Here is a 24087-nt window from a genome sequence, read left to right as displayed (position 1 = left end):
GCATGCATCCGCCAGTTTAATTGAGCGCCGAGGCCAGCAGCCGGCGATAGCGCGACACCACGTCGGGCTGATCGCTCATCAGCTTGAATACCGACAGCATGGCCGTGCGGCCGATATCGTCCTCGAAGGTGCGGTCCGTGCGCGCGATGGCCAGCAGTTGCTCCAGCGCCGACTCATATTGCCGGTGCGCGATCAGCGCGCGCGCCAGGTCCAGCCGCGCCTGCAGGTCGCCGGGCGCTTCGGCGATGCGGGCCGCCAGGGTGGCCGCGTCCGGCAGGTCCGACGCACCGCGCATGGCTTCGATCCGGGTGCAGAGCGCTGCGTAGCCGTCCTCCTCGGCCGCATTCGGGGACAGCATGCCGAACTCCGACTGGGCCTGGTCCAGTGCGTCTTCGTCCAGCAGGAAGCCGATATATTCGAGGCGAGCCGCGTCAAAGCCGGGGTCGAACGCCAGCGCCGCCTGGAACGCCGACCTGGCCGCCTCGCGGTCGCCCGCGGCGGCGGCGTCGCGGGCAGCGCGCAGTGCCACCTTGCCCGGGTCGGGCATCACGCGGGCAATAAACTCGCGCAGCCCGGATTCCGGCAGCACGCCGGTGAACTGGTCCACCGCCTGGCCGTCGGCAAACGCCACCACGTGGGGAATGCTGCGCACGCCGAAATGCGAGGCCAGCTCCTGGTTCTCATCCACGTTCACCTTGGTCAGCCGCCATTTGCCGGCCGCCTCGCCCTCAAGCTTTTCCAGCATCGGCCCCAAGGTGCGGCAAGGGCCGCACCACGGCGCCCAGAAATCCACCAGCACCGGGATATGGCGCGACGTCTCGATCACGTCGGCGTCAAAATTCTGCAGGGTTACGTCGCTCATGGCTTGGCCTCGGAGTGTGGGACGCCCGCGCGAAAGGCTCCGCCCGGGCAATGACGTCATGCGCCTTATATTGGGGCTATCCCGCCGAATGCAACCTTGACAATGCGGCATCGAAGCCGGCGCACGCAAGAGCACAGGCACGGGCAAGGGTAAGGATGGATTGAAAAAAGAACGGTCGTTCGGTTATATTGCTTGACCGATTGCCAGCTTCACCAGATTCATTCCTCGCCTCGCATCCCAAGATTAGGTCGGATAGACCGCATAGGAGACCTTTATGCAGACCCCCAGCCCGCGCGCCCGCATTTCCAGTTCTGGCCCAAGCGCATGCCTACCGAGATCGTGTTGCCGGAGACCTCGCTCTGGTACAACCTGGTGGTCTCCGCCCATCGCTACGCCGACAAGGCGGCCATCCGCTATTTCGGCAACGCCATCACCTTCCGGGCGCTGGAAGCCCAGGCCAGCGCCATGGCGGGCTGGCTGCAGCAAAAGGCCGGCGTGAAGAAGGGCGACCGGGTGCTGCTGTATATGCAGAACTGCCCGCAATTCATCATTGCGTACTACGCGATCCTGCGCGCGGATGCCGTGGTCGTGCCGGTCAACCCGATGAACCGGGCCGAGGAATTCAAGCACTACATCACCGACGCGCAGGCCAGCGTGGCGATCTGCAGCGCGGATCTGGCCATGGGCGCCGAGCAAGCCAACAATGAGCTGCCGCCCGAGCAGCGCCTGCAGCGCCTGCAGCACCTGCTGGTCACGCAATACAGCGACGCGCTGCCGGCCAGCTACGAGAACCCCGAAGACGCCCCCGGTGCCTGGCTGACCGCGCAGCATCCGCTGCCGGCCGGCGCCACCCCGTGGACCGAGGCGCTGGCCGCGCAACTGGTGCCTGGCCCGCATACCGCGGGCCCGGACGATATGGCGGTGATGCCCTACACCTCGGGTACCACCGGCTTTCCCAAGGGCTGCATCCACACCCACCGTTCCGTCATGCACAACGTGATCGGTGGCGGCACCTGGAGCGGCAGCGGCGCGGAATCGACGATCCTGGCGGTGCTGCCGCTGTTCCACGTGACCGGCATGCAGTACGGCATGAACGGCCCGATCTACAGCGGTGCCACCGTGGTGATGCTGCCGCGCTGGGACCGGGAAGTCGCGGGCCGCCTGATCTCGCGCTTCCAGGTCACGCACTGGACCAACATCCCGACCATGGTGATCGACTTCCTGGGCAGCCCGAACCTGGACCAGTTCGACCTGTCGAGCCTGCGCTATATCGGCGGCGGCGGCGCGGCCATGCCGCAGGCGGTGGCGGAGCGTCTGAAGCAGCAGTTCGGCCTCAACTACATCGAAGGCTATGGCTTGTCCGAAACCATGGCGCCGACCCACAGCAATCCGGGCGACCGGCCCAAGCTGCAGTGCCTGGGCGTGCCCACCTTCAATACCGACGCACGCGTGATCGACCCGGTCACGCTCAAGGAAGTGGCGGTCAATGAGATCGGCGAGATCATCGTGTGCGGCCCGCAGGTGTTCAAGGGCTACTGGGGCAAGCCGGATGCCACGCGCGATGCCTTCATCGAGTTCGATGGCAAGACCTTCTTCCGCACCGGCGACCTGGGCCGCATGGACGAAGAGGGCTACTACTTCATCACCGACCGGCTCAAGCGCATGATCAACGCGTCGGGGTTCAAGGTGTGGCCCGCCGAGGTGGAGAACCTGCTGTACAAGCATCCCGACGTGCAGGAAGCCTGCATCATCGGCACGCGCGATGCGTATCGGGGCGAAACCGTCAAGGCGGTGGTGGTGCTCAAGACGCATGCCAAGGGCAAGACCACGCCCGAGGAAATCATCGAGTGGGCCAAGGAAAACATGGCGGCCTACAAGTACCCGCGCGTGGTGGAGTTTGTCGACGCGCTGCCCAAGTCGGGCACGGGCAAGGTGATGTGGCGCGCGCTGCAGGAAAGCGAGAACGCGCGCAGCGCGGAGTCGAAGCCGGCGGCGGCATGAACGGCCTGAGCGGCCTGGCCGGGTAGCGTTGCAACAGCGGGACGCGCGCGGGCACATCCGTGCCCGCGTCAGTGCCCGCGCACGCGCACCAGCATCTTCACCATGGTCTTGTAGCTGCGCTCGCGCGCGTGCCGGGTCGGGGTGGTGCCATCCCGGTCGGCGAGGTTGGCGTCCGCGCCCGCGTCCAGCAGCAACTGCACCGTGTCTTCATACCGCGCGCTGCCATCGCCCATGACGATGGTCTCCAGCAAAGCGGTCCAGCCCTGGCGGTTGATATGGTCGACCGCCACGCCGGCTTTCAACAAGACCTTTACCACTTCGGTATTGCCATGCTCGCACGCGGCGATCAGGGCGGTGTTGTCGTAGCTGTCCGTGCTGTTGATGTCGGCGCCATGCGCCAGCGACAGCTGCACCAGCTCAAGCTGCCCGGTGGACGCGGCCAGCAGGAATGGGCTGTTGGATTCCATGTCCTTGCGGTTGACATCGGCGCCTGCCGCCACCAGTGCCTTGGCGACCTCGGCGTGGCGGCTGTAGACCGCCACCAGCAAGGCGCTGCGGCCACGTTCGTCGGCGGCCTGGGCGGAAGCGCCGGAAGCCAGCAAGCGCTTGACCAGCTCGAGGTCTCCCAGCGTTGCCGCGGCAAGCAGATTGCGGTCGAGCCCGCCAACGCTATCGTGCGCCGGCGCGGCGGAGCCGGCGGCGCCTTGCCCGTGCGAGCGCGGCGAAGACTGGGCCGGGCCGCTGCCGGCAGGGCGCGCGGCCAGCGTCGATCCACCGGGGCCGGCCAGCAGCGCGCCGCCCATCAGCAATCCGGTCAGCCCCAGCACTTCGGCAAGCACCAGTCGGCGGGGGCGGGCAGCAGGGCGTGGCATGCTGGTCGTTCCTGGGTCAGGCGGTTTCGCTGACAGCCTGTGCGGCCGTGGCATCCGTATCCTGCAGCCGGCGCCAGAGCCGTCCCAGGTAGGGATCGTCGACCCCGTTGGTGGCAAGCCCGAGCAGCGTTTGCTGCAGGTATTCGCGGGCCGGGCCATACAGGCCGCAGGCGTGGCGCAGGCAGGCGACCACGCGGTCGTCCGGCAGGCGCCCGGCATAGGCCTCGTGCTGACGGTTCATCACGAAGGCCAGCGCGCGCTGCCGCGGGCTGCCGGCCATCTTCACGTTGAGCCAGCGCGGATGGTAGGCGCCGGTCAGCATCTCGCGGCGCCACAGCAGGCGGAATTCCTGCTCGATCATGTGATGGGGGATGCGGAAGACGACGCCGTGGCACGAACCGCCGCGGTCTAGCGCGAGCACCAGGCCCGGGTCGTCCCAGGTGCCGCGGTTGATGCGCGAGTACAGGTAGAAGCCGCGGTGGTAGCCATGCACGCTAGCCAGCTGGCGATCCGTGTGAATCACCATCGGGTTCCAGATCAGCGAGCCATAGCCGAACAGCAGGACATCGCCGGCCAGCCCGGGCGTATCCGGCCGCTGGTCCAGCGTAGCGCGCAGGGAACGTTCGAAAGCTTCTTCGGGAAGTAGCGAGGAAGCCACTGGCGTGCTGCAAAGAGAAGCACGCAGCCGATCTGTTTCGAGATCTTGTCGGGTGATGGCCATGATGCAAGCATAATCCAAAGCTGCGCGGCAGGCGGCATGGAAACCACATGGCACGCAGAAATGTCTGTAAGGTCCGGCAGGTTGTGTGCGACTGACAACGGTCAGGCAGCCTTCGGAGGTCCAGCATGCACACCCATCTCGAACAATCGGCGCAGGCCGCTGCCAACATGTACCGGGATGCCGGGCCGCGCAATCCCTCCCGGCAATCCTGCAAGCCCAGGTCCTGGCCGCTGCGCTGGGCGCCGGTGCTGATGCTCGCCGCGCTGGCCGGCCCGGTGCGCGCGGCGGCCGGCGCCGTGCCGGCCGCGTGCCTGCACGACAGCCCGCCCCAGCGGCTCGCGCTGATCGAGCTCTACACCTCGGAGGGCTGCAACAGCTGCCCGCCGGCCGATCGCTGGCTTGGCACGCAGGCCGCTCGACTGCCGGCTTCACAGGCACTGGCGCTGGCGCTGCACGTCGACTACTGGGACAGCCTTGGCTGGCGCGACCGCTTTGCCAGCCCGGTGTCTACCGCGCGCCAGCGCATGCTGGCGCGCGCCGTCGGCAGTCATACGGTATATACGCCCGAGGTGTTTGTCGGCGCGCGCGAGCAGCGCCGCTGGCAAGACGCAGGCGAGGTCGCGGCGCGCGTCGCCGAGATCAATGCGCAAGCGCCTGGCGCCTCGCTCCGGCTGGGCTGGCAGGCGCTCTCCGCGGCACAGGTGCAGGTCGCGCTGAACGTGACGCCCGCAGCCCGCTCCGGGCCATTGCAGGCCTATGCCGCGCTGGTCGAGGACGGGCTGGTGTCGGCGGTGAAGGCCGGCGAGAACCAGGGCGCCACCTTGCATCACGAGCGTGTGGTGCGGTTATGGCTGGGGCCCTTCGCCGTGCCGCCCGAGGGGCTGGCCTGGTCGGGCAGCGTGCCGCTGCCGGCCGGGGCCGACCCGAGCAAGCTGGCCTGGGTAGCCTTCGCGCAGCAGCCCGGCGCCGAGGTAGCGCAGGCCGTGCTGGCGCCGCGCTGCGAGTTACCTGGGTGACGCTGGGGCTAACCTCGCGGACTGACACTATCTGCGGGGCAAGGTGGCGGTATCGCCTGCTATGTCTTTACAATGGCGCATCAACCAGGAGAACAGGCTATGGCGCGCACGCTCACGGTAGTTTTCGGTACCGGCAAGGAATTTGGCTTCACCATTGGCGACGCAGAGTTGGCGGCGGTCACCGAGGATGCTGGCTGGCGCTGGTTCGACCGCGAATACGCCGAGCTCGATTGCCAGGCCTCCAGTCCGGTAGGCAAGGTGCTGGTGATCGACAAGATCCTCAGCGTGGCGAAGTTCTCCGGCGAGCAGCGCTTTAGCGGCGATGCGGCGTGGGCCCAGGACTACGCCCGCCATGCTGCCCGCCTGCTGGACCGCGACAAGGTGCGGGTCGACGTGGGCAACGCCGCGATCAGCTTCTGATCGCGGCCTGGCCGCAGCGGAATGCAAAGAGGGCGCCCACGGGCGCCCTCTTTGCCCCATCCGCGCAAGGTGCGGGACGGGATGTCGCTGGCCGCCGCTGGCGGGCGGCGGCCAGGCGATCAGACTGCCAGCAGTTCCACTTCGAACAGCAGCGTGGCGTTCGGCGGAATCACGCCGCCCGCGCCGCGCGCGCCGTAGCCCAGCTCGGCCGGGATCACCAGGCGGCGGGTGCCGCCAACCTTCATGCCTTGCACGCCTTCATCCCAGCCGCGGATGACGTGGCCGGCGCCCAGCGGGAACACGAAGGGGTCGTTGCGGTCCTTGCTCGAGTCGAACTTGCGGCCGGCTTGTTCGTTCTCGTAGAGCCAGCCGGTGTAATGCACCGTGACATGCTTGCCTGCCGTGGCTTCGGCGCCTTCGCCGGTGACGGTGTCTTCAAATTGCAGGCCGGAGGGAGTGGTATTCATGGATGGCTTCCTTGTGCTGTATCAGCGAGGGTCACGGGTTCGGTGAGGCTGGCGGCGAGCCGGCCGCACCGGGCGGATTGGTGAAACGGAAATGGCTCAGCCCGCTGGCTGTTGCAGGACTTCGAGCGTGATGCGGACGTTGTGGTCGTCGTCGCTGACCCAGATCTCGCTATCCTGGATCGTGACCGACAGCCGCATGGCGCGCTGCGCCAGGGCGGCAAGTGCTTCCACCGCCTCGGCCGGCACATTGTAAATGGTCACGTTGCGCAGCTTGCCCGCCTTGCCGGCCATGCCCTTCCACCATTCACGCGCGCTTGCACCATTGTAGGTGAACACGGTGACGCGATCGGCACGGGCCGCGGCGCGCTTCAGGCGCGATTCGTCGGGCTGGCCCAGCTCGATCCAGTGCGCGATGTCGCCGGTCAGGGTCTTTTCCCACAGGTCCGGCTCGTCGGGCTCATCCAGGCCGCGGGTGAAGGCCAGGGTTTCGCTGGCTTCGCAGGCAAAGGCCAGCAGCCGCACCATCATGCGCGCGTCGTTTTCCGACGGGTGCTTGGCAATGGTCAGGGCGTGGCTGCCGTAATAGGGCCGATCCATGTCGGATACGGACAGTTCGGCCTTGAAGATGGTGGATTTAAGAGCCATGAAGGAAGCGGGGGCGGCAAAGGCTGCGAGAAGCGAAAGGCCGCATCATACGTGAATCGGGCGCGGCAATCTCGCGCTGGCCTCTCAGGGGCCACGGCGCGCAGTGTGATCGCGCTCAGCCTGTCGGCAAAGCCGGGCTGGTTTTGCCAGGCATCGCCCAGCAAGTGGCCGGTATCCGGCAGGTCGACTATCTCCACGCGTTCGGCCAGGGTTGCGCGCCGGGCAAGCGTATCGGCAATGCCCGGCGGGATGACTGCGTCGTTGGCGCCGCGTACCAGCGTCAGGCGGCCGCGGAACTGGGCAATGAGATCGAAGGCGAGCGAGGCGCGCCAGCTGCCGGGGTGCGCAGCACGGCCGTAAAGGCCGGGCCGAAGGGGAGCTCGAACGCGGCCGGGTCATAGGCGGCACCCACCAGCGTCAGCAGCCGCCCGATGTGGTTGCTCGGATCGGCGGCCAGCCGCACGGCGATTTCCCCGCTCATGCTGATGCCGATCACGGCTCTGGGGGCGGTGCCATCCAGGTGGGCTAGCGCCGCCTGGGCCTCGCGCAGGCGCTTGGCCAGCGAGTTGGGCGTGCGCGCCGAGCTCTCGCCGTGGCCGGAAAAATCGATGGCGACGCTGCCCACGCCGTGCGCGGCGAGCGCCTGGCGCAATGCCAGCCAGCGCGCACTGTGGCTGGTGCCGGCGCCGTGCAGCAGCAGGCAGCTCGCGCCGTTGCCGGGGTCGATGCGGTCGGCGGCCAGCGTTTCGGCGCCGGCCTCGATGTCAAAGCGCAGGGGCGTGCTCATGGATGGCCTGGCGGCGGCTCAGCGGGATTTTCGGTAATCGCTCAGGTAGTAGCGCAGCAGGGCCGACGCCAGCGTCAGGCAAAGAAAAGCGATGGCAATCACCATGGCGTGGCCGGCGGGACTGTCGATCTGCCCCGACAGGGCCAGGCTGGCCAGCCAGCTGCCCACCGGCAGGATCATCAGCGGCACCAGCAGCGCGCGGCGGCCATAGGTGCGCAAAGCCCACGCCGGAAAATTGCGCAGGAAGGCCATCGGGATGCTGCAGATCAGGCAAGCGCCCGCGGCGGCCAGCGAGGCGGCCACCACATCCCCAACTTGAATCGTGATCATTATTTTCGGGTTCCCCGTTCAGGCGGAGGCCGGAAACGGGCCGGCCGGAAAATGCAAACCGCTGATTCTACAGAAGAATTCGAATTTTCAGGTGTCGCCGGGCCGACATGGATGACGATGCCGGACGCGTTCGTGGCGTAGCTGTCACTCCAGCGCCGGCAGCGCCGGCGTGGCCTCCACCGACAGGGTCAGAACCACGGTATCGCCCACTTCCGGCAGGAAGCGCGTCATGCCAAAGGCGCTGCGCGACAGCACGGCGCGGAAGTCTCCGCCGCACACATGGCGCTTGATGCCGAACAGGGAGGTCTCGCCGCAGCTGAAGCGCTCGGCTTCCAGCCGCAGCGGCTGCGTGACGCCGTGCAGGGTCAGCTCGCCTTCCACGGCCACCAGCCGGTCGCCGTCCCGCACGAAGCGATTCGCGCGCAGCCGGACCACGGGGAAACTCTGGGCATCGAGGAACTGGGCCGAGCGCAGGATGCCGTCCAGCGTGCGGTTGCCGGAATCGACCGTGTCGGCATCGACCGTGAAGTCGATCGCGCCGCTGCCGCTGGCTTCGTCATAGCTGATGCGGCCATCGATCTTGCCAAAGCGCCCGCGTACCGAGGTCCGCTCGAAGTGGCTGGCGGCGAAGTACACCGTGGTGTGCGTTGGGTCCACCGTGAAGTTGACGGGCTCCGCCCGCGCCGTGCCGGACAGGCCCGGCGCCAGCAGGCAGAGCGCGCAAATGACAGCCGTCGAAAGCCGCATGATGCGTGGCCTCAGTGCACGAACACCGGCAACAGGAAGATACCGATCACCGACAGGAAACCGATGGTCCAGCACAGCGTGCGCAAGGTGGCGCGATCGGCCAGGTAGCACACGGTGTACAGGATGCGCGCGGCGATGAAGACCAGCGCCAGCTCGTCGATGCGGGCGCCCGGCGCTTGCAGGTGCGTGGCGCACAGCACGGCCGCGGCGAAGAAGGGGAAGGCCTCGAAGTGATTGCGGTGGGCCATGTCGGCGCGCCGCGCCCGTCCGGCCTGCTTTTCCAGCCAGCCGCGCGGGTCGTGATTGTCGTAGGCGCTTCCGCTCGCCTTGGCGATGCCCACCGTCGCAACGGGCAGGATCCCTGTCAGCAGCACACACCAGAATGCGATCGGCATTGTTATTTCCTTTGCTTGAGGAAAACGCCCGGCGACCGGACTGGCCGGCCGCCGGGCATGCTTGCGAACGGGTCGGCCTCAGGCCGCCACCACGCGGATTTTCACGCCGGCCACGCTGACGACCTGGCCGGCGCGGATCTTGGCGGTCTTGCGCGATTCCACCGCGCCGTCGACCGAGACTTCGCCGGCCGCCACCAGCGCCTTGCCGGCGCCGCCGCTGTCGCACACGCCCGCCACCTTGAGCAGGTCGTTCAGGGCGATATGCTCGCCCTCCAGCGGGAAGGTTACGGTTTGCATGGGCTTACTTCCCCCAGCTGTCGCGCAGCCCGACGATGCGGTTGAACACCGGCTTGCCGGGCTTCGAATCCACGCGGTCGGCCACGAAATAACCCTGGCGCTCGAACTGGAAGCGATCCTCCGGAGCGGCTTGCGCCAGGCCGGGTTCCAGGTAGGCGGTGACGATCTTCTTGGAGGCCGGGTTCAGCGCGTCGAGGAAGTTCTTGCCGCCGGCGTCCGGGTTCGGGTCGTTGAAGAGGCGGTCATACAGCCGCACTTCGGCTTCATACGCATGCGCCGCGCTGACCCAATGGATATTGCCCTTGACTTTGACGCTGTCCGCGCCAGGCGTGCCGCTCCTGGTCTCGGGCAGGTAGTTGGCATACACGGCGATGACCTTGCCGTCGGCGTCGCGGTCCACACCCGTGCACTCGATCACGTAGCCGTGGCGCAGGCGTACCTTGCTGCCCGGGGTGCCGTCCTTGGGCGCGAACAGGCGGAAGTAGCCCTTGGGCGGTGCTTCGCTGAAGTCGTCGCGCTCGATCCACAGCTCGCGCGTCAGCGGGAAGACGCGCATGCCCAGCTCCGGCTTTTTCGGATGCACGGGCGCGGTGCAGTCTTCGCTCTGGCCTTCGGGGTAGTTGTCGAGGATCAGCTTGAGCGGATCCAGCACGGCCGCGCCGCGCGCGGCGCGCGCATCGAGGTCGTCGCGCACGGCGCCTTCCAGCGTGCTCATGTCGATCCAGCTATCGGACTTGGCCACGCCGATGCGGTCGCAGAACAACTGGATCGATTCCGGCGTAAAGCCACGGCGGCGCACGCCCACGATGGTGGGCATGCGCGGATCGTCCCAGCCATCCACGCGGTTTTCGTTCACCAGTTGGAGCAGGCGGCGCTTGCTGGTGATGGCGTAGGTCAGGTTCAGGCGGGCGAATTCATACTGGTGCGGCAGCGGGTCGCTGAACACGCCGCATTCGCGCAGCTGGGCCAGCACCCAGTCGTACAGCGGGCGGTTGTTCTCGAACTCCAGCGTGCACAGCGAATGCGTGATGTTTTCCAGCGCGTCCGAGATGCAGTGGGTGAAGTCGTACATCGGGTAGATGCACCACTTGTCGCCCGTGCGGTGGTGATGCGCGTGGCGGATCCGGTAGATCACCGGGTCGCGCATCACGATGTTCGGCGCGTTCATGTCGATCTTGGCGCGCAGCACGTGCTCGCCGTCGGCGTACTTGTCGTCGCGCATTTCGCGGAACAGCTGCAGGTTTTCCTCGACGCTGCGGTCGCGGAACGGCGAGGGCGTGCCCGCGCGGGAGAAGTCGCCGCGGTTGGCGGCGATCTGCTCGGCGCTCTGGCTGTCCACGTAGGCGACGCCGCGCTCGATCAGCTTTTCGGCGAAGGCGTAGAGCTGGTCGAAGTAGTCGCTGGCGTAATACAGGTGGGGCTGCTTGCTGCCGTCCTTGGCCGTGCTGTCCCAGCTAAAGCCGAGCCAGTGCACCGCGTCGATGATGGAGTCGACGTATTCGGTGTCTTCCTTGACCGGGTTGGTGTCATCGAAGCGCAGGTGGCAGCGGCCACCGAAATCGAGCGCCATGCCGAAGTTCACGCAGATGCTCTTGGCGTGGCCGATATGCAGGTAGCCGTTGGGTTCCGGCGGGAAGCGGGTGATGACGGGGGGCAACGGCTCGCCCTGGGCATCCTGGCGCCCGGCGTAGGTGCCGGCGGCGAGGTCCTGGTCGATGATGCTGCGCAGGAAATTGGATGCGGCGGGCGTGCTGTCGTTGGCTTTGGGGTCGTTGCTCATGGTGGCGCCGGTGGGCGGTTAAGTCAGGAGGCGGGGCGGCGGCCGGAATTTGGCGCGCAGCCTGCCGCGCTGCTCGATTGCATGGCGGAATGCCGGATCGGGTGATTTTACCGTGCCGGGGACCAGAGTCGTGCAAACTGCGCGCGCGGGGGCAAAAACAGCTGGCGCGGCCTAGGATGGAGAGAGCGCACCCGCCCTGTGGAGCCTTGCCGCCATGCCGACGCCAACCCCGACCTCCAGCCTTTCCGATCCCGCCCGCCCAACCCCGTTCGAGGCCGTAGCCGGCCTCTGGCAGGCCGCCGGGCTGCCGGCCGCCGCCCTGGACCGGCTGCAGCTCAGCGGCACCGATCCGGCGCTGCCGTCGTCGTTTGCGGTGGGCATGGCCGCCCAGGCCAGCCTGGGCGCGTCGGCGCTGGCGGCCGCCATGCTGTGGCAGCAGCGCAGCCGGCGCTGGCAGGATGTGGCCGTCGACATGCGCCACGCCGTGGCCGAGTTCCGCAGCGAGCGCTACCTGCGCGTTGGCGGCGAGCCGGCGCCGGAGTTTCGCGACAAGCTGTCCGGACTGTATCGCTGCGGCGACGGCCGCTGGGTGCGCGTGCATGCCAATTTTCCGCATCACCGGGACGGCGTGCTGCGCATCCTGGGCTGCGCGCACGATCTCGCCGCGGTGCGCTCGGCCTTGCAGAAATGGGACGCCGAGGCGTTCGAGGCCACAGCTTCCGAGGCCGGCCTGGTCGTGGCCGCCCTGCGCAGCTTCGACGAATGGGACCGCCATCCCCAGGGGCAGGCATTGCAAGCGTTGCCGCCGCTCACCATCGAGCGCATCGGGCAAGCGCCGCCGCAGCCGCTTGCGGCGCTCCCCGTAGCCGGTGCGCGCCCCTTTCCGGCGTGCGCGTGCTCGACTTCACCCGCGTCATCGCCGGGCCGGTAGCAGGGCGCACGCTGGCCGTGCATGGCGCCGATGTGCTGCAGGTGAGCGCCGCCCACCTCCCCAGCATCGCCCCGCTGGTGATCGACACCGGGCGCGGCAAGCGCGCCTGCCAGCTCGACCTGCGCGACCCCGACGACAAGCGCGCCCTGCACAAGCTGCTGCATGGCGCCGACGTGCTGGTGCAGGGCTATCGCCCGCAGGGGCTGGCGGAGCTGGGCGTGGGGCCCGAGGCGGTGGCCCGCGCGCGCCCGGGCATTGTCTATGTGACGTTAAGCGCCTACGGCCACGTGGGGCCGTGGGCGGCCAAGCGCGGCTTCGATTCGCTGGTGCAGACCGCAAGCGGCTTCAACCACGCGGAAGCGCTCGCGGCTGGCAGCGAGGAGCCGCTGCCGCTGCCGGCACAAGTGCTGGATCATGCCGCCGGCTACCTGCTGGCGCTTGGCGCCATGGCTGGCCTGCATCGCCGCGCGGCCGAGGGCGGCAGCTGGCATGTGCGGGTGTCGCTGGCGCAGGTTGGCCAGTGGCTGCGCGGCCTGGGCCGGGTGGAAGGCGGATTGCAGGCACCGGACCAGCGCTTCGAGGATGTGCAAGATCTGCTGGTGACGTTGCCGTCTGGTTTTGGCGAGTTGCGCGTGGTGTCGCATGCGGGGCGCCTGTCCGAGACGCCCGCGCACTGGGCGCTGCCATCCGTGCCGCTGGGCACGCACGCGCCCGAGTGGCTGCCGCGCGCCTGAGCGCGGCGCGGGCTGGGTTTGAGGCCGGCTTCAGGCGCCCGTCATGCGCGCCATCCACTGCGCCATGTCGCGCTCGATCGGGCTGCCTTCCTGCTGGGCTGCGAGAATGCGGGCGCGGTCGCCCGCCGGGCGGTTCTGGCTGAGCTTGAACTTGGCTTCGATGCGCGTCGGCACGATGCGCAGGCCCACGATCGCCCCCAGCATCTTCTGCTGGAAATCCTCCGGCAGCTCACGCCATTGCGCGGCATAGCCCGGCTCGTTCTGCGCGATCAGCCGCTTGAGCAGCGCATCCTTGGCGTCGGCGTCATGGAGGGTGGCGATCTCGGCGTACACGTGCACGGCGACGTAGTTCCAGGTCGGTACCGACAGCTTTTGCTCGTATAGCGCGGGCGACACATAGCCGTGCGGCCCCTGGAACACCAGCAGGGCGCTTGGCGTCTGCTCCAGCCAGCGCCAGTGCGGGTTGGCGCGCGCCATATGGCCTTCGATCTGCCAGGCGTCGCCGCTGCGCTGGGCTACCACCGGCAGGTGGGTGGCGAACGGCAGGCCATCGGCGTCGTTGCCGATCAGCGTGGCAAAGGGGTAGCGGCGCATGACCTCGTCGATGGCGTCGCTTTCGGTGCTGGCAAAGTGGGATGGCGTGTACATGGGATCAATACAGGGTTTGCTGCATCCGCGCGGGCTGCGACGCGTCGTAGGCGACACCGTCGAAGGGGGCTTGGCTCACGGCGGTGAGGATGGTGCCGTTGCTCGGCAGGCTGCTGCGCGCCACCTGCGTCTGCGGGTCCCATAGCTTGGAGCGCACCAGCGCGCGGGCGCATTGGAAGAACACCGACTGGATCGAGATCACCAGCACCGTGGCCGGCGCCTTGCCATCCACGATGCAGCGTGCGATCAGCGCCGGGTCCACCGAAACCTGGGCGGCGCCGGCCACGCGAATGGTCTCGTTCACGCCGGGGATCAGGAACAGCAAGCCCACGCGCGGGTCGGCAATGATGTTGCGCAGGCTGTCCAGGCGGTTGTTGCCCCGGCGATCCGGCAGCAGCAGGGTGCGCTCATCCAGCACCTGCACAAAGCCCGGCGCATCGCCGCGCGGCGAGCACTCGGCGTACTCGCCGCTCACCGTGGATAGCAGGCAGAGCGGGGCGGCCTCGACGAAGGCGCGGTAGTGCGGGTGCAGATAGTCGACTTCCTTGGCGAGCGAGGCTTCGCCGGCTTCGGCGTAGTAGGCCTCCAGTTCGGCCAGCGTGGTCAGGGTGTGCGGCGTGGTCATGGCGGTTGGCGCGTGTGGGGCGCGCGTTGGAGCGTTGGGAGGACCGGGCAGACGCTCACTGTAACGCAGTAGCGCGCGCTTTGTCGCGCCGGCCCGATCCGCTCCGCGTTACAGGTTGATGGTGCCCCGTCCCAGCTCGATCACGCGCCCGCCCACGCGGATCGCCCGATCCGCGGTGACCTCCAGATGCAGCGTGCAAGGCCGGCCAACCGCCTCGCCTTGCGAGATCTGGTACGCGGCGGGCAGCGCGTGGCCGTTGGCAATCAGCCAGCCGCCCAGGTTGGCGCAGGCCGAGCCGGTGCCCGGATCCTCGGCCACGCCGCCGCCTTGCTTGGTGAAGAAATAGCGCGACACCACCTGGCCCGGCCGGGTCGGGTCGAAGGCGAAGACGTAGGCCGTCTTGCGGCCCAGGCTGCTTTGCGGCCAGGCGTCCAGGCGCGCGCCATCGGGCTGCGCGCGGCGCACGGCGTCTACGCTGTTGAGCGCCACCAGCAACTGGTCGGCGCCGGTGTCGACCCAGATCGGCGCAGCCAGCAGGTCGCTCTCGGCAAGCCCGAGCAGCGATGCCATCTGCGCGTCGGGCAGGCCGGCTGGCGCGGTCTTGGGCTCGCCGGCATGCGGCGCGGTGAACGTCCACACATCGCCCTGCGCGGTCACCGGCACCACGCCCGCCTTGAACTCCAGCGTGAGCGCGTCGCCGGTAGCGGCCAGTTCGCGTACCACATGCGCGGTGCCCAGCGTCGGATGGCCTGCGAAGCGCATCTCGTAGCCCGTCGTGAAAATCCGGACGTGCGCGCTGGCCTGTTCGGACGGCAGGATGAAGGTGGTCTCGGACAGGTTGAACTGCAGCGCCAGGGCCTGCATGGTGGCCGTGTCCAGCCCGCGCGCATCCTCGAACACGCACAGGGGATTGCCGCCGAAGGTGGATTCGGCGAAGACGTTGAGCAGGCGGTAAGCGTAGGTGGTCATGGCAGTTGTCGTGGAGGCAAAGACATCAGTGTAAGTCTCCTCGCTGCGTACACCATGCACACTCGCCGGGATGGCGGGCAGGCCAGTTGCTGACAGTTTGGGTCGGGTTGCTCCGTGGCGTTGGCCTGCTTGACGTCAGAAGGTCAAAAGGTCAAAAGCTCAAAAGCTCAAAAGCTCAAAAGCTCAAAAGCTTAAAGTCAAAGGCAGTTTCACCTCCCCTGCGGGGAGGCGACCTACTTTCTTGTCTCGCCAAGAAAGTAGGCAAAGAAGGCGACCCGGATGCGGCGAAAGACCCTCGTCGACAAGCCAAAAGAGCGGCCGGGACCCAAACTCACATCGCCTTAGGGCGATGCTCAGACATGGGTCCCTCTTTTCCGCTCTTTTGGCTTGCCGACGAGGCGCCGCATAACGGGAGATTCAAACCTTGACGGCTCGCTTCGCATCGCGCACGGGTGATTTCCGCCTGGGGGCGCAAATCACGGCTACCACAATTGGTTGATCTTGCCGCCGGTTGGCTCCCCTCTCCCAGCCGTCGTCATTCCAGACGGCTTTGGCGCATCCTGCCGGCCTCGTCCAATGCCCCTGGTCTCTCAAAAAAGCGCCCACGTTGCGGCGGGCGCTCCCAGTCCTACCTACGGGCATTCAAAACCCTACGGCCTGCCCATCGCGGCGGCTGTCGCTGGCGGCCACGTAGCCATGCTCGGCATCATCCGACAGGCGCCAGATAAACTGCCCCGAGCCGAAATCCATGTACGGGTCGTCGACCGACTTGAGCTGGTGGCCGCGTGCCTTCAGGCCAGCCACCACGGCGGGATCCATGGTGGACTCCACATCCAGCGTGAAGTCGCGGTTGACCTTCCAGCGCGGCGCGCAGCAGGCGGCTTGCGGCTGCTGGTTGTAGTCCACCATGCGCACCACGGTCTGCAGGTGGCCCTGCGGCTGCATGTCGCCGCCCATCACGCCGAAGCTCATCACCGGCTGGCCGTCCTTGGTCAGGAAGGCCGGGATGATGGTGTGGAAGGGGCGCTTGCCGCCGGCCACCACGTTGGGGGATTTCGGGTCCATCGAGAAGCCCACGCCGCGGTTCTGCAGGCTGATGCCGGTGCCCGGCACGACCACGCCGGAGCCGAAGCCCATGTAGTTCGACTGGATGAACGAGATCATCATGCCGTTCTCGTCGGCGGCGCTCAGGTAGATGGTGCCGCCGACCTTGGGCATGCCGAAGTCGAAATGCGTGGCGCGCTCCATGTCGATCAGCTTCGCGCGCGACTTCAGGTAGGCGTCATCCAGCATCTGCTCGGGCGTGACTTCCATGCTGCCCGGGTCGGCCACGTAGCGATAGAGGTCGGCAAAGGCCAGCTTCATCGCCTCGATCTGCAGGTGCTGCGACTCGACCGAATCCACCGGCAGCGAGGCCATGTCGAACTGGTCGAGGATGCCCAGCGCCACCAGCGCGGCGATGCCCTGGCCGTTCGGCGGGATCTCGTGCACCGCATAGCCGCGATAGGACTTGCTGATCGGCTTGACCCAATCCGGCTTGTAGTTGCGCAGGTCGTCGGCCGTCATGGCGCCGCCGCATTCCTGGCTGAAGGCAACGATCTTCTCGGCGATCTCGCCGTCGTAGTAGGCGCGGCCATTGGTGGCGCCGATCTTGCGCAGCGTGTCGGCGGCGGCCTTGAGCGTGAACTTCTCGCCCACGTTGGGCGCGCGGCCATTGGGCATGAAGGCCTCGGCGTAGCCGGGCTGGTCCTTCAGTTCCGGCACGGCAGCGGCCCACTTGTGCGCCACCACCGGCGGCACGGCGTAGCCGCGCTCGGCGATCTCGACGGCGGGTTCCATCAGTTCGGCGAAGGGCAGCTTGCCAAAGCGCTCATGCAGCGCGGCCCAGCCGGCGATCACGCCCGGCACGGTGACGGCGTCCCAGCCGCGCACGGGGCGCTTGGCGATGCCATTGGCGTCCGTGCCGTACTTGTTCTTGAAGTACTCCGGGCTCCATGCAGCCGGCGCCACGCCCGAAGCGTTCAGGCCGTGCATTTCCTTGCCGTCCCACAGGATCGCGAAAGCGTCGCTGCCCAGGCCGCACGAGACCGGCTCGACGATGGTGATGGCTGCCGCCGCGGCGATGGCTGCATCGACCGCGTTGCCGCCCTTGAGCAGCATGCGCAGGCCGGCCTGCGCCGCCAGCGGGTGCGAGGTGGACACCACGTTGCGCGCGAACAGCGGGATGCGCACGGAAGGGTAGGGATTGGTCCAGTTGAAGTTCTGCATGCTTGCCTCGGTTCGATGCGCTGGCTGCGCTTGGCGGCAATGTTGCCGCCGGCTTGCCAGCGTTCGTGCTTGTTCTGGCGCCCCGTCCCGGGCGGGAAAGCGGGAAAGAGGGAAAGGGGCGCGCGCCGGAAGCCGCTAGGGCTTCGTCGTCGTTATTCCACGGTGATCTTGCGATCCTTGATCAGCTTACCCCAGCGCGCGCTGTCCTTTTTCACCATCGCGGCGAACTGGGCCGGCGTGCCGCCAACGGGTTCCGCGCCCAGTTTGCCAAGGCGTTCCTTCACGTCGGGCGCCTGGATGGCCTTGTTGAACTCGGCGTTGAGGCGGTTCACCAGCTCTGCCGGCATCTGCTTGGGGCCATAGATGCCGAACCAGGTATCGGACTCGAAGCCAGGCAGGCCGGACTCGCTGGCGGTCGGGATCTCGGGTGCCAGCGGCGAGCGCTTCAGGCTGGTCACGGCCAGCGCCTTGAGCTTGCCGTCCTTCACGTGCGGCAGGCCCGAGACGATGCTGTCGAACAGGATCTGCACCTTGTTGGAGATCAGGTCGGGCACGGCCAGCGCGGTGCCGCGATACGGGATGTGCGTGATGAACACGCCGGCCTGCGCCTTGAAGGCTTCGGCGGTCAGGTGCACCACGGTGCCGTTGCCGCTGGATGCGTAGTTCAGCTCGCCCGGATGCTTCTTGGCGTAGTCGATCAGCTCCTTGACGTTCTTCACCGGCAGGCTGTTCGGCACCACCAGCACGTTGGTGGCGATGGCTACCTGGCCGATCGGCGTGAAGTCGGTCTCGGTGTTGTACGGCAGGCGGGTGTTGATGTACGGCCCGATCGAGTGCGTGCTGGTGGTGGCGATCAACAGCGTGTAGCCGTCGGCCGGGGCCTTGGCGGCCATGTCGGAGCCGATGGCGCCGCCCGCGCCGGGCCGGTTGTCGACCACGATCTGCTGGCCCATGTTGGTGCCCACTTTCTGCGCGATGGCACGAGCCAGCAAGTCGGTGGCGCCGCTGGCCGGGAACGGCACGATCAGGCGGATCGGCTTGTTAGGGTAGGTGTCGGCGAGTGCCGGGACGGCGCTCAGCGCAAGTCCCGTGGCAAGGCTCGTGCCAAACAGGCGCAGCCAGTGTTTCATGGTGATCTCCGGATCGGGGCAAGCAAGGCAAACGCAGGCCGGGGCCGGCCCTCGGGCAACACACCCCGCCGCGGATGCTGCCAGGCGGTGCCGCTGATCAATTATTCCGTGCGGGCCATCATAATGAAAGCTAATATTTCTTTCTTATGACTCAAGATTTTCTTAAGCATCGGCGTGCCGGATAAGCCTCGCCAAGCCGCACGCTAAGCCGCACGCCATGACCGCCTTCCCATGAGCACCATCCGTTTCCTGCGCACCTTCGTTGCCGTGGCCGACCACGGCTCCTTTGCCGCCGCCTCCGCGCGGGTGGCCCTGACGCAGGCCGCGGTCAGCTTGCAGATGCGGGCGCTCGAGATGGAGTTGCGCCGCGAGCTGTTCGACCGCGGCGGCCGGGTGGTGGCGCTCAATGCCGGCGGCCGCGAGCTGTTGCCACAGGCGCGCCGCATGCTCGCGCTCTACGACGAGATGCGCCTGCCCCCGGAAGCGCCGGACGCGATGGCAGGCGCGGTAGCCGTGGGCGCGGTGGTTTCGGTGATGGGCGGCCTGTCGCATGTGGTGGCGCGCATGAAGCGCGAATACCCGGCGCTGGACGTGCGCCTGGTCGGCGCCAAGTCGATCGAGCTGGCGGTGCAGGTGGAAGCCGGCGAGCTCGACGCGGCGATGCTGGTGGAAGGGGCGGGCCGCCTGCCCGGCACATTGGTGTGGACACCGCTCTACCAGGAGCCGCTGGTGGCGATTGCCGGGCGCGACAGCCCGGGCGCGAACGCGCGCGAGGCGCTGGCGGCTAACCCTTTCCTGCGCTTCGACCGCGGCCAGCGCACCGGCATGCTGGTGGAACGGGCGCTGCGCCGCGCGCATCTGCGCGTCAATGAGTTCCTCGAGCTGAACTCGATCGAGGCGCTCGTCGAGCTGGTGCGCCAGCAGGTGGGCGTGACCGTGGTGCCGTTGCTGGCGCGCGCGCGCTGGCTGGAGGACGAGGCCCTGCGCATCCTGCCGCTGGAAGTGGGCGGCGCGCCGGTGCTGCGCACCATCGGCATGCTGGAGCGTCGCGATCAGGCGCGCCGCCACATCACTGCGGCCGTGCGGGACGCGTGCGCGGGCCTGTTCGATCTGCCTGGTTCTTGATGCAGCCCTCGGGGGCGAGCCTTACCCTGCCAGGCGCACGGGCGGTCCGCTGGCCTTTGCGCGCCGCTGCGGACAAGGCATAAAAAGGTGCCTTGCGGCACCTTGAGGGTCTTCTGTGGCAGCGTCGCCCGCGGCCGGCACGGATACCGGCCGCGGGACTGGCTGTCTTATTCTTCCTGGAAAGCTTCTTCGCGCTTGTTCTTGATCGACGGCAGCGCCACGATCAGGACCAGCACGGCGGCTGCGATCAGCAGGCCGAGCGACAGCGGGCGGGTCAGGAACACGCTGAACTCGCCGCGCGACAGCAGCAGGGAGCGGCGGAAGTTCTCTTCCATCATCGGTCCCAGCACGAAGCCCAGCAGCAACGGCGCCGGCTCGCACTTGAGCTTGATGAACAGGTAGCCGATCACGCCGAAGGCAGCGGTCTGGAACACGTCGAACGTGGTGTTCTGGACCGAGTACACGCCGATGCAGCAGAACACCAGGATGGCCGGGTACAAGTAGCGGTAAGGCACCTTGAGCAGCTTGACCCAGATCCCGATCAGCGGCAGGTTCAGGATGATCAGCATGAAGTTGCCGATCCACATCGAGGCGATCAGGCCCCAGAACAGCGCGGGGTTGCTGGTCATGACCTGCGGGCCCGGCTGGATGTTGTGGATGGTCATCGCGCCCACCATCAGCGCCATCACGGCATTGGGCGGAATGCCCAGCGTCAGCAGCGGGATGAATGAGGTCTGCGCGGCGGCGTTGTTGGCCGATTCCGGGCCTGCCACGCCTTCGATGGCGCCCTTGCCGAACTCATGCGAGAACTTCGAGGTCTTCTTTTCCAGCGAGTAGGCTGCAAACGAAGCCAGCGCCGCACCGCCGCCCGGCAGGATGCCCAGCGCGGAGCCCAGGAACGTGCCGCGAAGCACTGCCGGGATCATGCGCTTGAAGTCTTCCTTGGTCGGGAACAGGTTGGTGATGTGGTCCGTGAAGGTTTCGCGGGCATCCTTCTGCTCCAGGTTCGCGATGATTTCCGCGAAGCCGAAGACACCCATGGCGACCGAGACGAAATTCAGGCCGTCGGTCAGTTCCGGCACATCGAAGGAGAAGCGCGCGGCGCCCGAGTTCACGTCGGTACCCACCAGGCCCAGCAGCAGGCCCAGCACGATCATGGCGATGGCCTTGACCAGCGACCCCGAAGCCAGCACCACGGCGCCGATCAGGCCCAGCACCATCAGCGAGAAGTACTCGGCGGGGCCGAACTTGAACGCCAGTTCCGACAGCGGCGCTGCGAACGCGGCCAGGATCAGGGTTGCCACACAGCCGGCGAAGAACGAGCCTAGGCCGGCGGTGGCTAACGCCACCCCGCTCGCCCTCGCCTGGCCATCTGATAGCCATCGATGGTAGTCACCACCGACGACGATTCACCCGGCAGGTTGACCAGGATGGCGGTGGTGGAGCCACCGTACTGGGCGCCGTAGTAAATACCGGCCAGCATGATCAGCGCGGCCACCGGCGGCAGCGTGTAGGTCACCGGCAGCAGCATGGCGATGGTGGCCAGAGGCCCCAGGCCCGGCAGCACGCCGATCAAGGTACCCAGCACGCAGCCCAGGAAGGCGTATGCCAGGTTTTGCAGGGTCAGGGCGGTCGAGAAGCCGAGGCCCAGGTTGGCTAGTAGTTCCATATGGCCGTCTCCTTATCCTGCCAAGAATGCCGGCCACACCGGCATCTGAAGATTGATACCGTAGACGAAGGCGCCCAGGCTGATGATCACCAGGACGATGGCGTTGACAACGGCACCCTTCCAGCTGAATTCATGGCTGGCCATCGACGACACCAGCACCAGTACCAGCACCGACAGCACCATGCCGAGCGGCTTTAGCATCAGGCCGAACAGCACCACCGAACCCAGGATCCACAGCAGGGTCTTGATGTCCCAGCGTGCGAGTTGGTCTTCTTCCTTGTTGGCGGACAGGGAACTCCACAGCACCAGCGCGCCCAGCAAGGCGAGCACGATGCCGAGCCAGAACGGGAAATACCCCGGGCCCATCTTCGCGGCAGTACCCATGGAATACCCGCGTGCGACCCAGGAAAAGCTGAATCCGACCAGGATGAACATCAGGCCGGAGGCAAAGTCCTTTTGGCTACGAATGCGCAAAATGATTCTCCTCGAAAAAACTGCTTGAAATCCGTGCGGCTACGGATGTTGCGATGCGTCAAAAACGCGCGAGCAATCGTCCCGCCGCTGGCAGGGTGGAAATTAAGGGGAAGACCTTTCAGCTACCTTTCAGATGTCTGCAAAAATGGTCAATGTGCGGGTATCTCCCTAGGAGACATCCAGGGGCCGCTTGCACCGTTGCCGGGTGCCGCTTTCACATCCTGCGCGGCTGAGTGGTCATGGGGCTGCGCTATCATCAACGGCTGCACTGCCGTTGCCGACGCGTTCGCAACCTGCGGCCGGTGCGGCACGGCATTGAAAAGGAAAGGGAAAGCCGCTTTGGAAAGCATTGACCATGTCATCCTGATCGGCGCCGTCGTGATGTCGCTGGGCATTGTGGTGGGCGCCTTCTCGGCGCGCGTGGGCGTGCCCTTCCTGCTTGTGTTTCTATCGGTCGGCATGCTGGCCGGCGTGGATGGCCCCGGTGGCATCCGCTTCTCCAATACCTGGCTGAGCTTCCTGGTCGGCAACCTGGCGCTGGCGGTGATCCTGCTCGATGGCGGCCTGCGCACCCGGCTCACCACGTTCCGGGTGGCGCTGAAACCCTCGCTGTCGCTGGCGACCGTAGGCGTGCTGGTGACGACCGGCCTGGTGGGCCTGTTTGCCGCCTGGGTGCTGGAGATCGACTGGAAACTGGGCCTGCTGCTGGGCGCCATCGTCGGCTCGACCGATGCCGCGGCGGTGTTCTCGCTGCTCAATACCAGCGGCATCCGGCTCAAGGAGCGGGTGGCGAGCGTGCTGGAGATCGAATCCGGCATCAACGACCCGATGGCCATCTTCCTGACCCTCACCCTGATCGACTGGATCGCTGCGCCCGCGGGGCTGAGCCCCGGCGCGCTCTTGTGGCGCCTGGTGGTGCAGTTCGGGGTAGGCGGATTGCTCGGCCTGGGCCTGGGCTACTGCATGGCCAACGTGATGGAGCGCATCCGCGTGGCCGAAGGCCTGCAGGCCATCCTGCTGTGCTCGGGCGGCGCCATGGTATTCGCCATTGTGCAGACGGCGGGCGGCAGCGGCTTCCTGGCCGTCTACCTGACCGGCATCCTGGTGGGCAACCGCGACCGTGCGGTCGGCCCCGACACCATGCGGGCGATGGACGGCATGGCCTGGTTGTCGCAGTCCGTGATGTTCCTGCTGCTTGGCCTGCTGGTGGCGCCGCACCGGATCTGGGAGGTGGCGCTGCCGGCAGTGGCGGTGGCGGCATTCCTGATGCTGGTGGCGCGCCCGGCGGCAGTCTGGCTGGCGTTGCTGCCGTTTCGCTTCAGCGCCCGGGAGAAGGGCTTTGTGGCCTGGATGGGACTGCGCGGGGCGGTGCCGATCGTGCTGGCGCTGTTCCCGATGCTGCAAGGGCTGCCGGAGTCCGGGCTGCTGTTCCGCATTGCCTTTGCGGTGGTGCTGGCCAGCTTGCTGCTGCAAGGCACCACCGTGCCGCTGGCCGCCCGGCTGGCGCGTGTGCTGCGTCCTGCCTATCCGGAGCCCTTGGCACGTGCGCGGCTGCAGGGCACCCATGCGCCGGCGCTGGAGGTGATGCAGTTCCGGGTCGAGGCCGATTCGCCTGCGGAAAACCTGCGCGCCGACCAGCTTGAACTGCCGCCGCGCTGCCGGCTGCTGACTGTGGTGCGGGACGAGGCGCTGGCTGCGCCCGAGCAGACTGTGCTGCGGGCTGGGGATGTGGTGTCGATCCTGGCGCCGGGGACCAGCGTGCCGATGTTGGCGCTGTTGTTTCATCGGCCTGGGCCGGCGCCTGCCTGGGGCAAGGCTAGCCATGATTTCCTGCTGTCCGGGGAGGCTACGTTGCGGGATGTGGCGGGGCTTTATGGGACGCGGGAGTTGAGTCCTGCCGAGGCGGCGCGGACGCTGGAAGGTGTTATGCAGGAGGCTTTTACAACACCGCCGGTGGAGGGTGATGCGGTGGAAATTGCCGGGCTGAAGCTGACAGTGATGCGGATGGATGGGCCGCGGATTATTCAGGTGGGATTGTTGTTGCCGCGGGAGGGGGTGCTTGATCTGGTGGCTGCAACTGCAAAATCAGCTTCAACTTCAAGGGCTTAACTGCAACTGCTTAAAGTCAAAGGCAGTTTCACCTCCCCTGCGGGGAGGCGACCTACTTTCTTGTC

The 24087-nt window shown here is 67.1% G+C and carries 22 protein-coding genes and 2 pseudogenes; 6 read left to right on the top strand and 18 right to left on the bottom strand.

The genetic code is table 11. From position 1 onward, the window contains the following. Positions 1-16: 16 nt before the first annotated feature. Positions 17-862: a thioredoxin gene (gene trxA / locus OMK73_RS22280; protein ID WP_267603966.1), complete on the bottom strand. Its 846-nt coding sequence runs from the start codon at positions 860-862 to the stop codon at positions 17-19. A gap of 261 nt (positions 863-1123) precedes the next feature. Between trxA and OMK73_RS22275 the strand changes: the two genes are divergently transcribed. Beyond that, positions 1124-2863: a long-chain fatty acid--CoA ligase gene (locus OMK73_RS22275; RefSeq protein ID WP_267606468.1), complete on the top strand. Its 1740-nt coding sequence runs from the start codon at positions 1124-1126 to the stop codon at positions 2861-2863. A gap of 68 nt (positions 2864-2931) precedes the next feature. Here OMK73_RS22275 and OMK73_RS22270 read toward each other — a convergent pair whose 3' ends face one another. Further along, entirely contained in the window at positions 2932-3735 is an 804-nt protein-coding gene (locus OMK73_RS22270) for an ankyrin repeat domain-containing protein (RefSeq protein WP_267603965.1), read from the bottom strand. Between the two features lie 16 nt (positions 3736-3751). Continuing rightward, positions 3752-4456 (bottom strand): gamma-glutamylcyclotransferase, encoded by a 705-nt coding sequence (locus OMK73_RS22265; protein WP_267603964.1) that lies wholly within the window; start codon positions 4454-4456, stop codon positions 3752-3754. A 125-nt stretch (positions 4457-4581) separates the two neighbouring features. Here OMK73_RS22265 and OMK73_RS22260 point away from each other — a divergent pair, with 125 nt between their 5' ends. Continuing rightward, positions 4582-5472, top strand: coding sequence for a DUF1223 domain-containing protein (locus tag OMK73_RS22260; protein ID WP_267603963.1), 891 nt, complete (start codon positions 4582-4584; stop codon positions 5470-5472). A gap of 99 nt (positions 5473-5571) precedes the next feature. Next, complete coding sequence (locus OMK73_RS22255) at positions 5572-5892, top strand: hypothetical protein (RefSeq protein WP_043348426.1); 321 nt, start codon at positions 5572-5574, stop codon at positions 5890-5892. A 119-nt stretch (positions 5893-6011) separates the two neighbouring features. Here OMK73_RS22255 and OMK73_RS22250 read toward each other — a convergent pair whose 3' ends face one another. From OMK73_RS22250 to OMK73_RS22215, 8 genes are all read right to left on the bottom strand, one after another. Next, the gene (locus tag OMK73_RS22250; protein WP_006162999.1) at positions 6012-6359 is read right to left on the bottom strand and encodes an FKBP-type peptidyl-prolyl cis-trans isomerase; all 348 of its coding nucleotides are present in this window, start codon (positions 6357-6359) and stop codon (positions 6012-6014) included. Positions 6360-6455: 96 nt separating this feature from the next. Continuing rightward, positions 6456-7004, bottom strand: coding sequence for a YaeQ family protein (locus tag OMK73_RS22245; protein ID WP_267603962.1), 549 nt, complete (start codon positions 7002-7004; stop codon positions 6456-6458). A gap of 280 nt (positions 7005-7284) precedes the next feature. Then, the gene (locus OMK73_RS22240; RefSeq protein WP_267603961.1) at positions 7285-7791 is read right to left on the bottom strand and encodes an alpha/beta hydrolase; all 507 of its coding nucleotides are present in this window, start codon (positions 7789-7791) and stop codon (positions 7285-7287) included. A gap of 18 nt (positions 7792-7809) precedes the next feature. After that, entirely contained in the window at positions 7810-8121 is a 312-nt protein-coding gene (locus tag OMK73_RS22235) for a hypothetical protein (protein WP_267603960.1), read from the bottom strand. A 144-nt stretch (positions 8122-8265) separates the two neighbouring features. Next, positions 8266-8868, bottom strand: coding sequence for a YceI family protein (locus OMK73_RS22230; protein ID WP_267603959.1), 603 nt, complete (start codon positions 8866-8868; stop codon positions 8266-8268). A gap of 11 nt (positions 8869-8879) precedes the next feature. Continuing rightward, positions 8880-9263 (bottom strand): MAPEG family protein, encoded by a 384-nt coding sequence (locus OMK73_RS22225; protein WP_267603958.1) that lies wholly within the window; start codon positions 9261-9263, stop codon positions 8880-8882. A 78-nt stretch (positions 9264-9341) separates the two neighbouring features. Then, the gene (locus tag OMK73_RS22220) at positions 9342-9560 is read right to left on the bottom strand and encodes an RNA-binding S4 domain-containing protein (RefSeq protein WP_043348411.1); all 219 of its coding nucleotides are present in this window, start codon (positions 9558-9560) and stop codon (positions 9342-9344) included. A gap of 4 nt (positions 9561-9564) precedes the next feature. Continuing rightward, positions 9565-11340, bottom strand: coding sequence for a glutamine--tRNA ligase/YqeY domain fusion protein (locus OMK73_RS22215; RefSeq protein ID WP_267603957.1), 1776 nt, complete (start codon positions 11338-11340; stop codon positions 9565-9567). Between the two features lie 214 nt (positions 11341-11554). Between OMK73_RS22215 and OMK73_RS22210 the strand changes: the two are divergent. After that, positions 11555-13005, top strand: a pseudogene (locus OMK73_RS22210) (CoA transferase). A 30-nt stretch (positions 13006-13035) separates the two neighbouring features. On the opposite strand, the gene OMK73_RS22205 reads toward OMK73_RS22210, so the two are convergent. The 5 genes from OMK73_RS22205 to OMK73_RS22185 form a co-directional block, all read right to left on the bottom strand. Continuing rightward, on the bottom strand, positions 13036-13653 hold the full coding sequence (locus OMK73_RS22205; RefSeq protein WP_267603956.1) for an FMN-binding negative transcriptional regulator: 618 nt from the start codon (positions 13651-13653) through the stop codon (positions 13036-13038). A 4-nt stretch (positions 13654-13657) separates the two neighbouring features. Next, positions 13658-14278 (bottom strand): pyridoxamine 5'-phosphate oxidase family protein, encoded by a 621-nt coding sequence (locus OMK73_RS22200; protein WP_267603955.1) that lies wholly within the window; start codon positions 14276-14278, stop codon positions 13658-13660. Positions 14279-14386: 108 nt separating this feature from the next. Continuing rightward, a complete protein-coding gene (locus OMK73_RS22195) occupies positions 14387-15247 on the bottom strand; it encodes a PhzF family phenazine biosynthesis protein (RefSeq protein ID WP_267603954.1) in 861 nt (286 codons plus the stop codon). Between the two features lie 642 nt (positions 15248-15889). Then, on the bottom strand, positions 15890-17515 hold the full coding sequence (gene ggt / locus OMK73_RS22190; RefSeq protein WP_267603953.1) for a gamma-glutamyltransferase: 1626 nt from the start codon (positions 17513-17515) through the stop codon (positions 15890-15892). Between the two features lie 152 nt (positions 17516-17667). Further along, positions 17668-18645, bottom strand: a complete 978-nt coding sequence (locus OMK73_RS22185) for a Bug family tripartite tricarboxylate transporter substrate binding protein (protein ID WP_150984157.1) — start codon at positions 18643-18645, stop codon at positions 17668-17670. A 231-nt stretch (positions 18646-18876) separates the two neighbouring features. Here OMK73_RS22185 and OMK73_RS22180 point away from each other — a divergent pair, with 231 nt between their 5' ends. Continuing rightward, positions 18877-19770, top strand: coding sequence for a LysR substrate-binding domain-containing protein (locus OMK73_RS22180; RefSeq protein WP_267603952.1), 894 nt, complete (start codon positions 18877-18879; stop codon positions 19768-19770). A 167-nt stretch (positions 19771-19937) separates the two neighbouring features. Here the strand turns inward: OMK73_RS22180 and OMK73_RS22175 are convergent. Both OMK73_RS22175 and OMK73_RS22170 read right to left on the bottom strand, forming a co-directional pair. Next, positions 19938-21439, bottom strand: a pseudogene (locus OMK73_RS22175) (tripartite tricarboxylate transporter permease). 12 nt (positions 21440-21451) lie between these two features. Beyond that, positions 21452-21913: a tripartite tricarboxylate transporter TctB family protein gene (locus tag OMK73_RS22170; protein WP_267603951.1), complete on the bottom strand. Its 462-nt coding sequence runs from the start codon at positions 21911-21913 to the stop codon at positions 21452-21454. Positions 21914-22252: 339 nt separating this feature from the next. On the opposite strand from OMK73_RS22170, the gene OMK73_RS22165 reads away from it, so the two are divergent. After that, entirely contained in the window at positions 22253-24022 is a 1770-nt protein-coding gene (locus OMK73_RS22165; RefSeq protein WP_267603950.1) for a potassium/proton antiporter, read from the top strand. The last annotated feature ends 65 nt before the right edge of the window (positions 24023-24087 follow it).

It is taken from the genome of Cupriavidus sp. D39 (genome assembly GCF_026627925.1).
In the GTDB taxonomy this organism is placed as follows: domain Bacteria; phylum Pseudomonadota; class Gammaproteobacteria; order Burkholderiales; family Burkholderiaceae; genus Cupriavidus; species Cupriavidus ulmosensis.
Note: the sequence above shows the minus strand (reverse complement) of the source record. Positions and strands in the feature narration are given on the sequence as shown.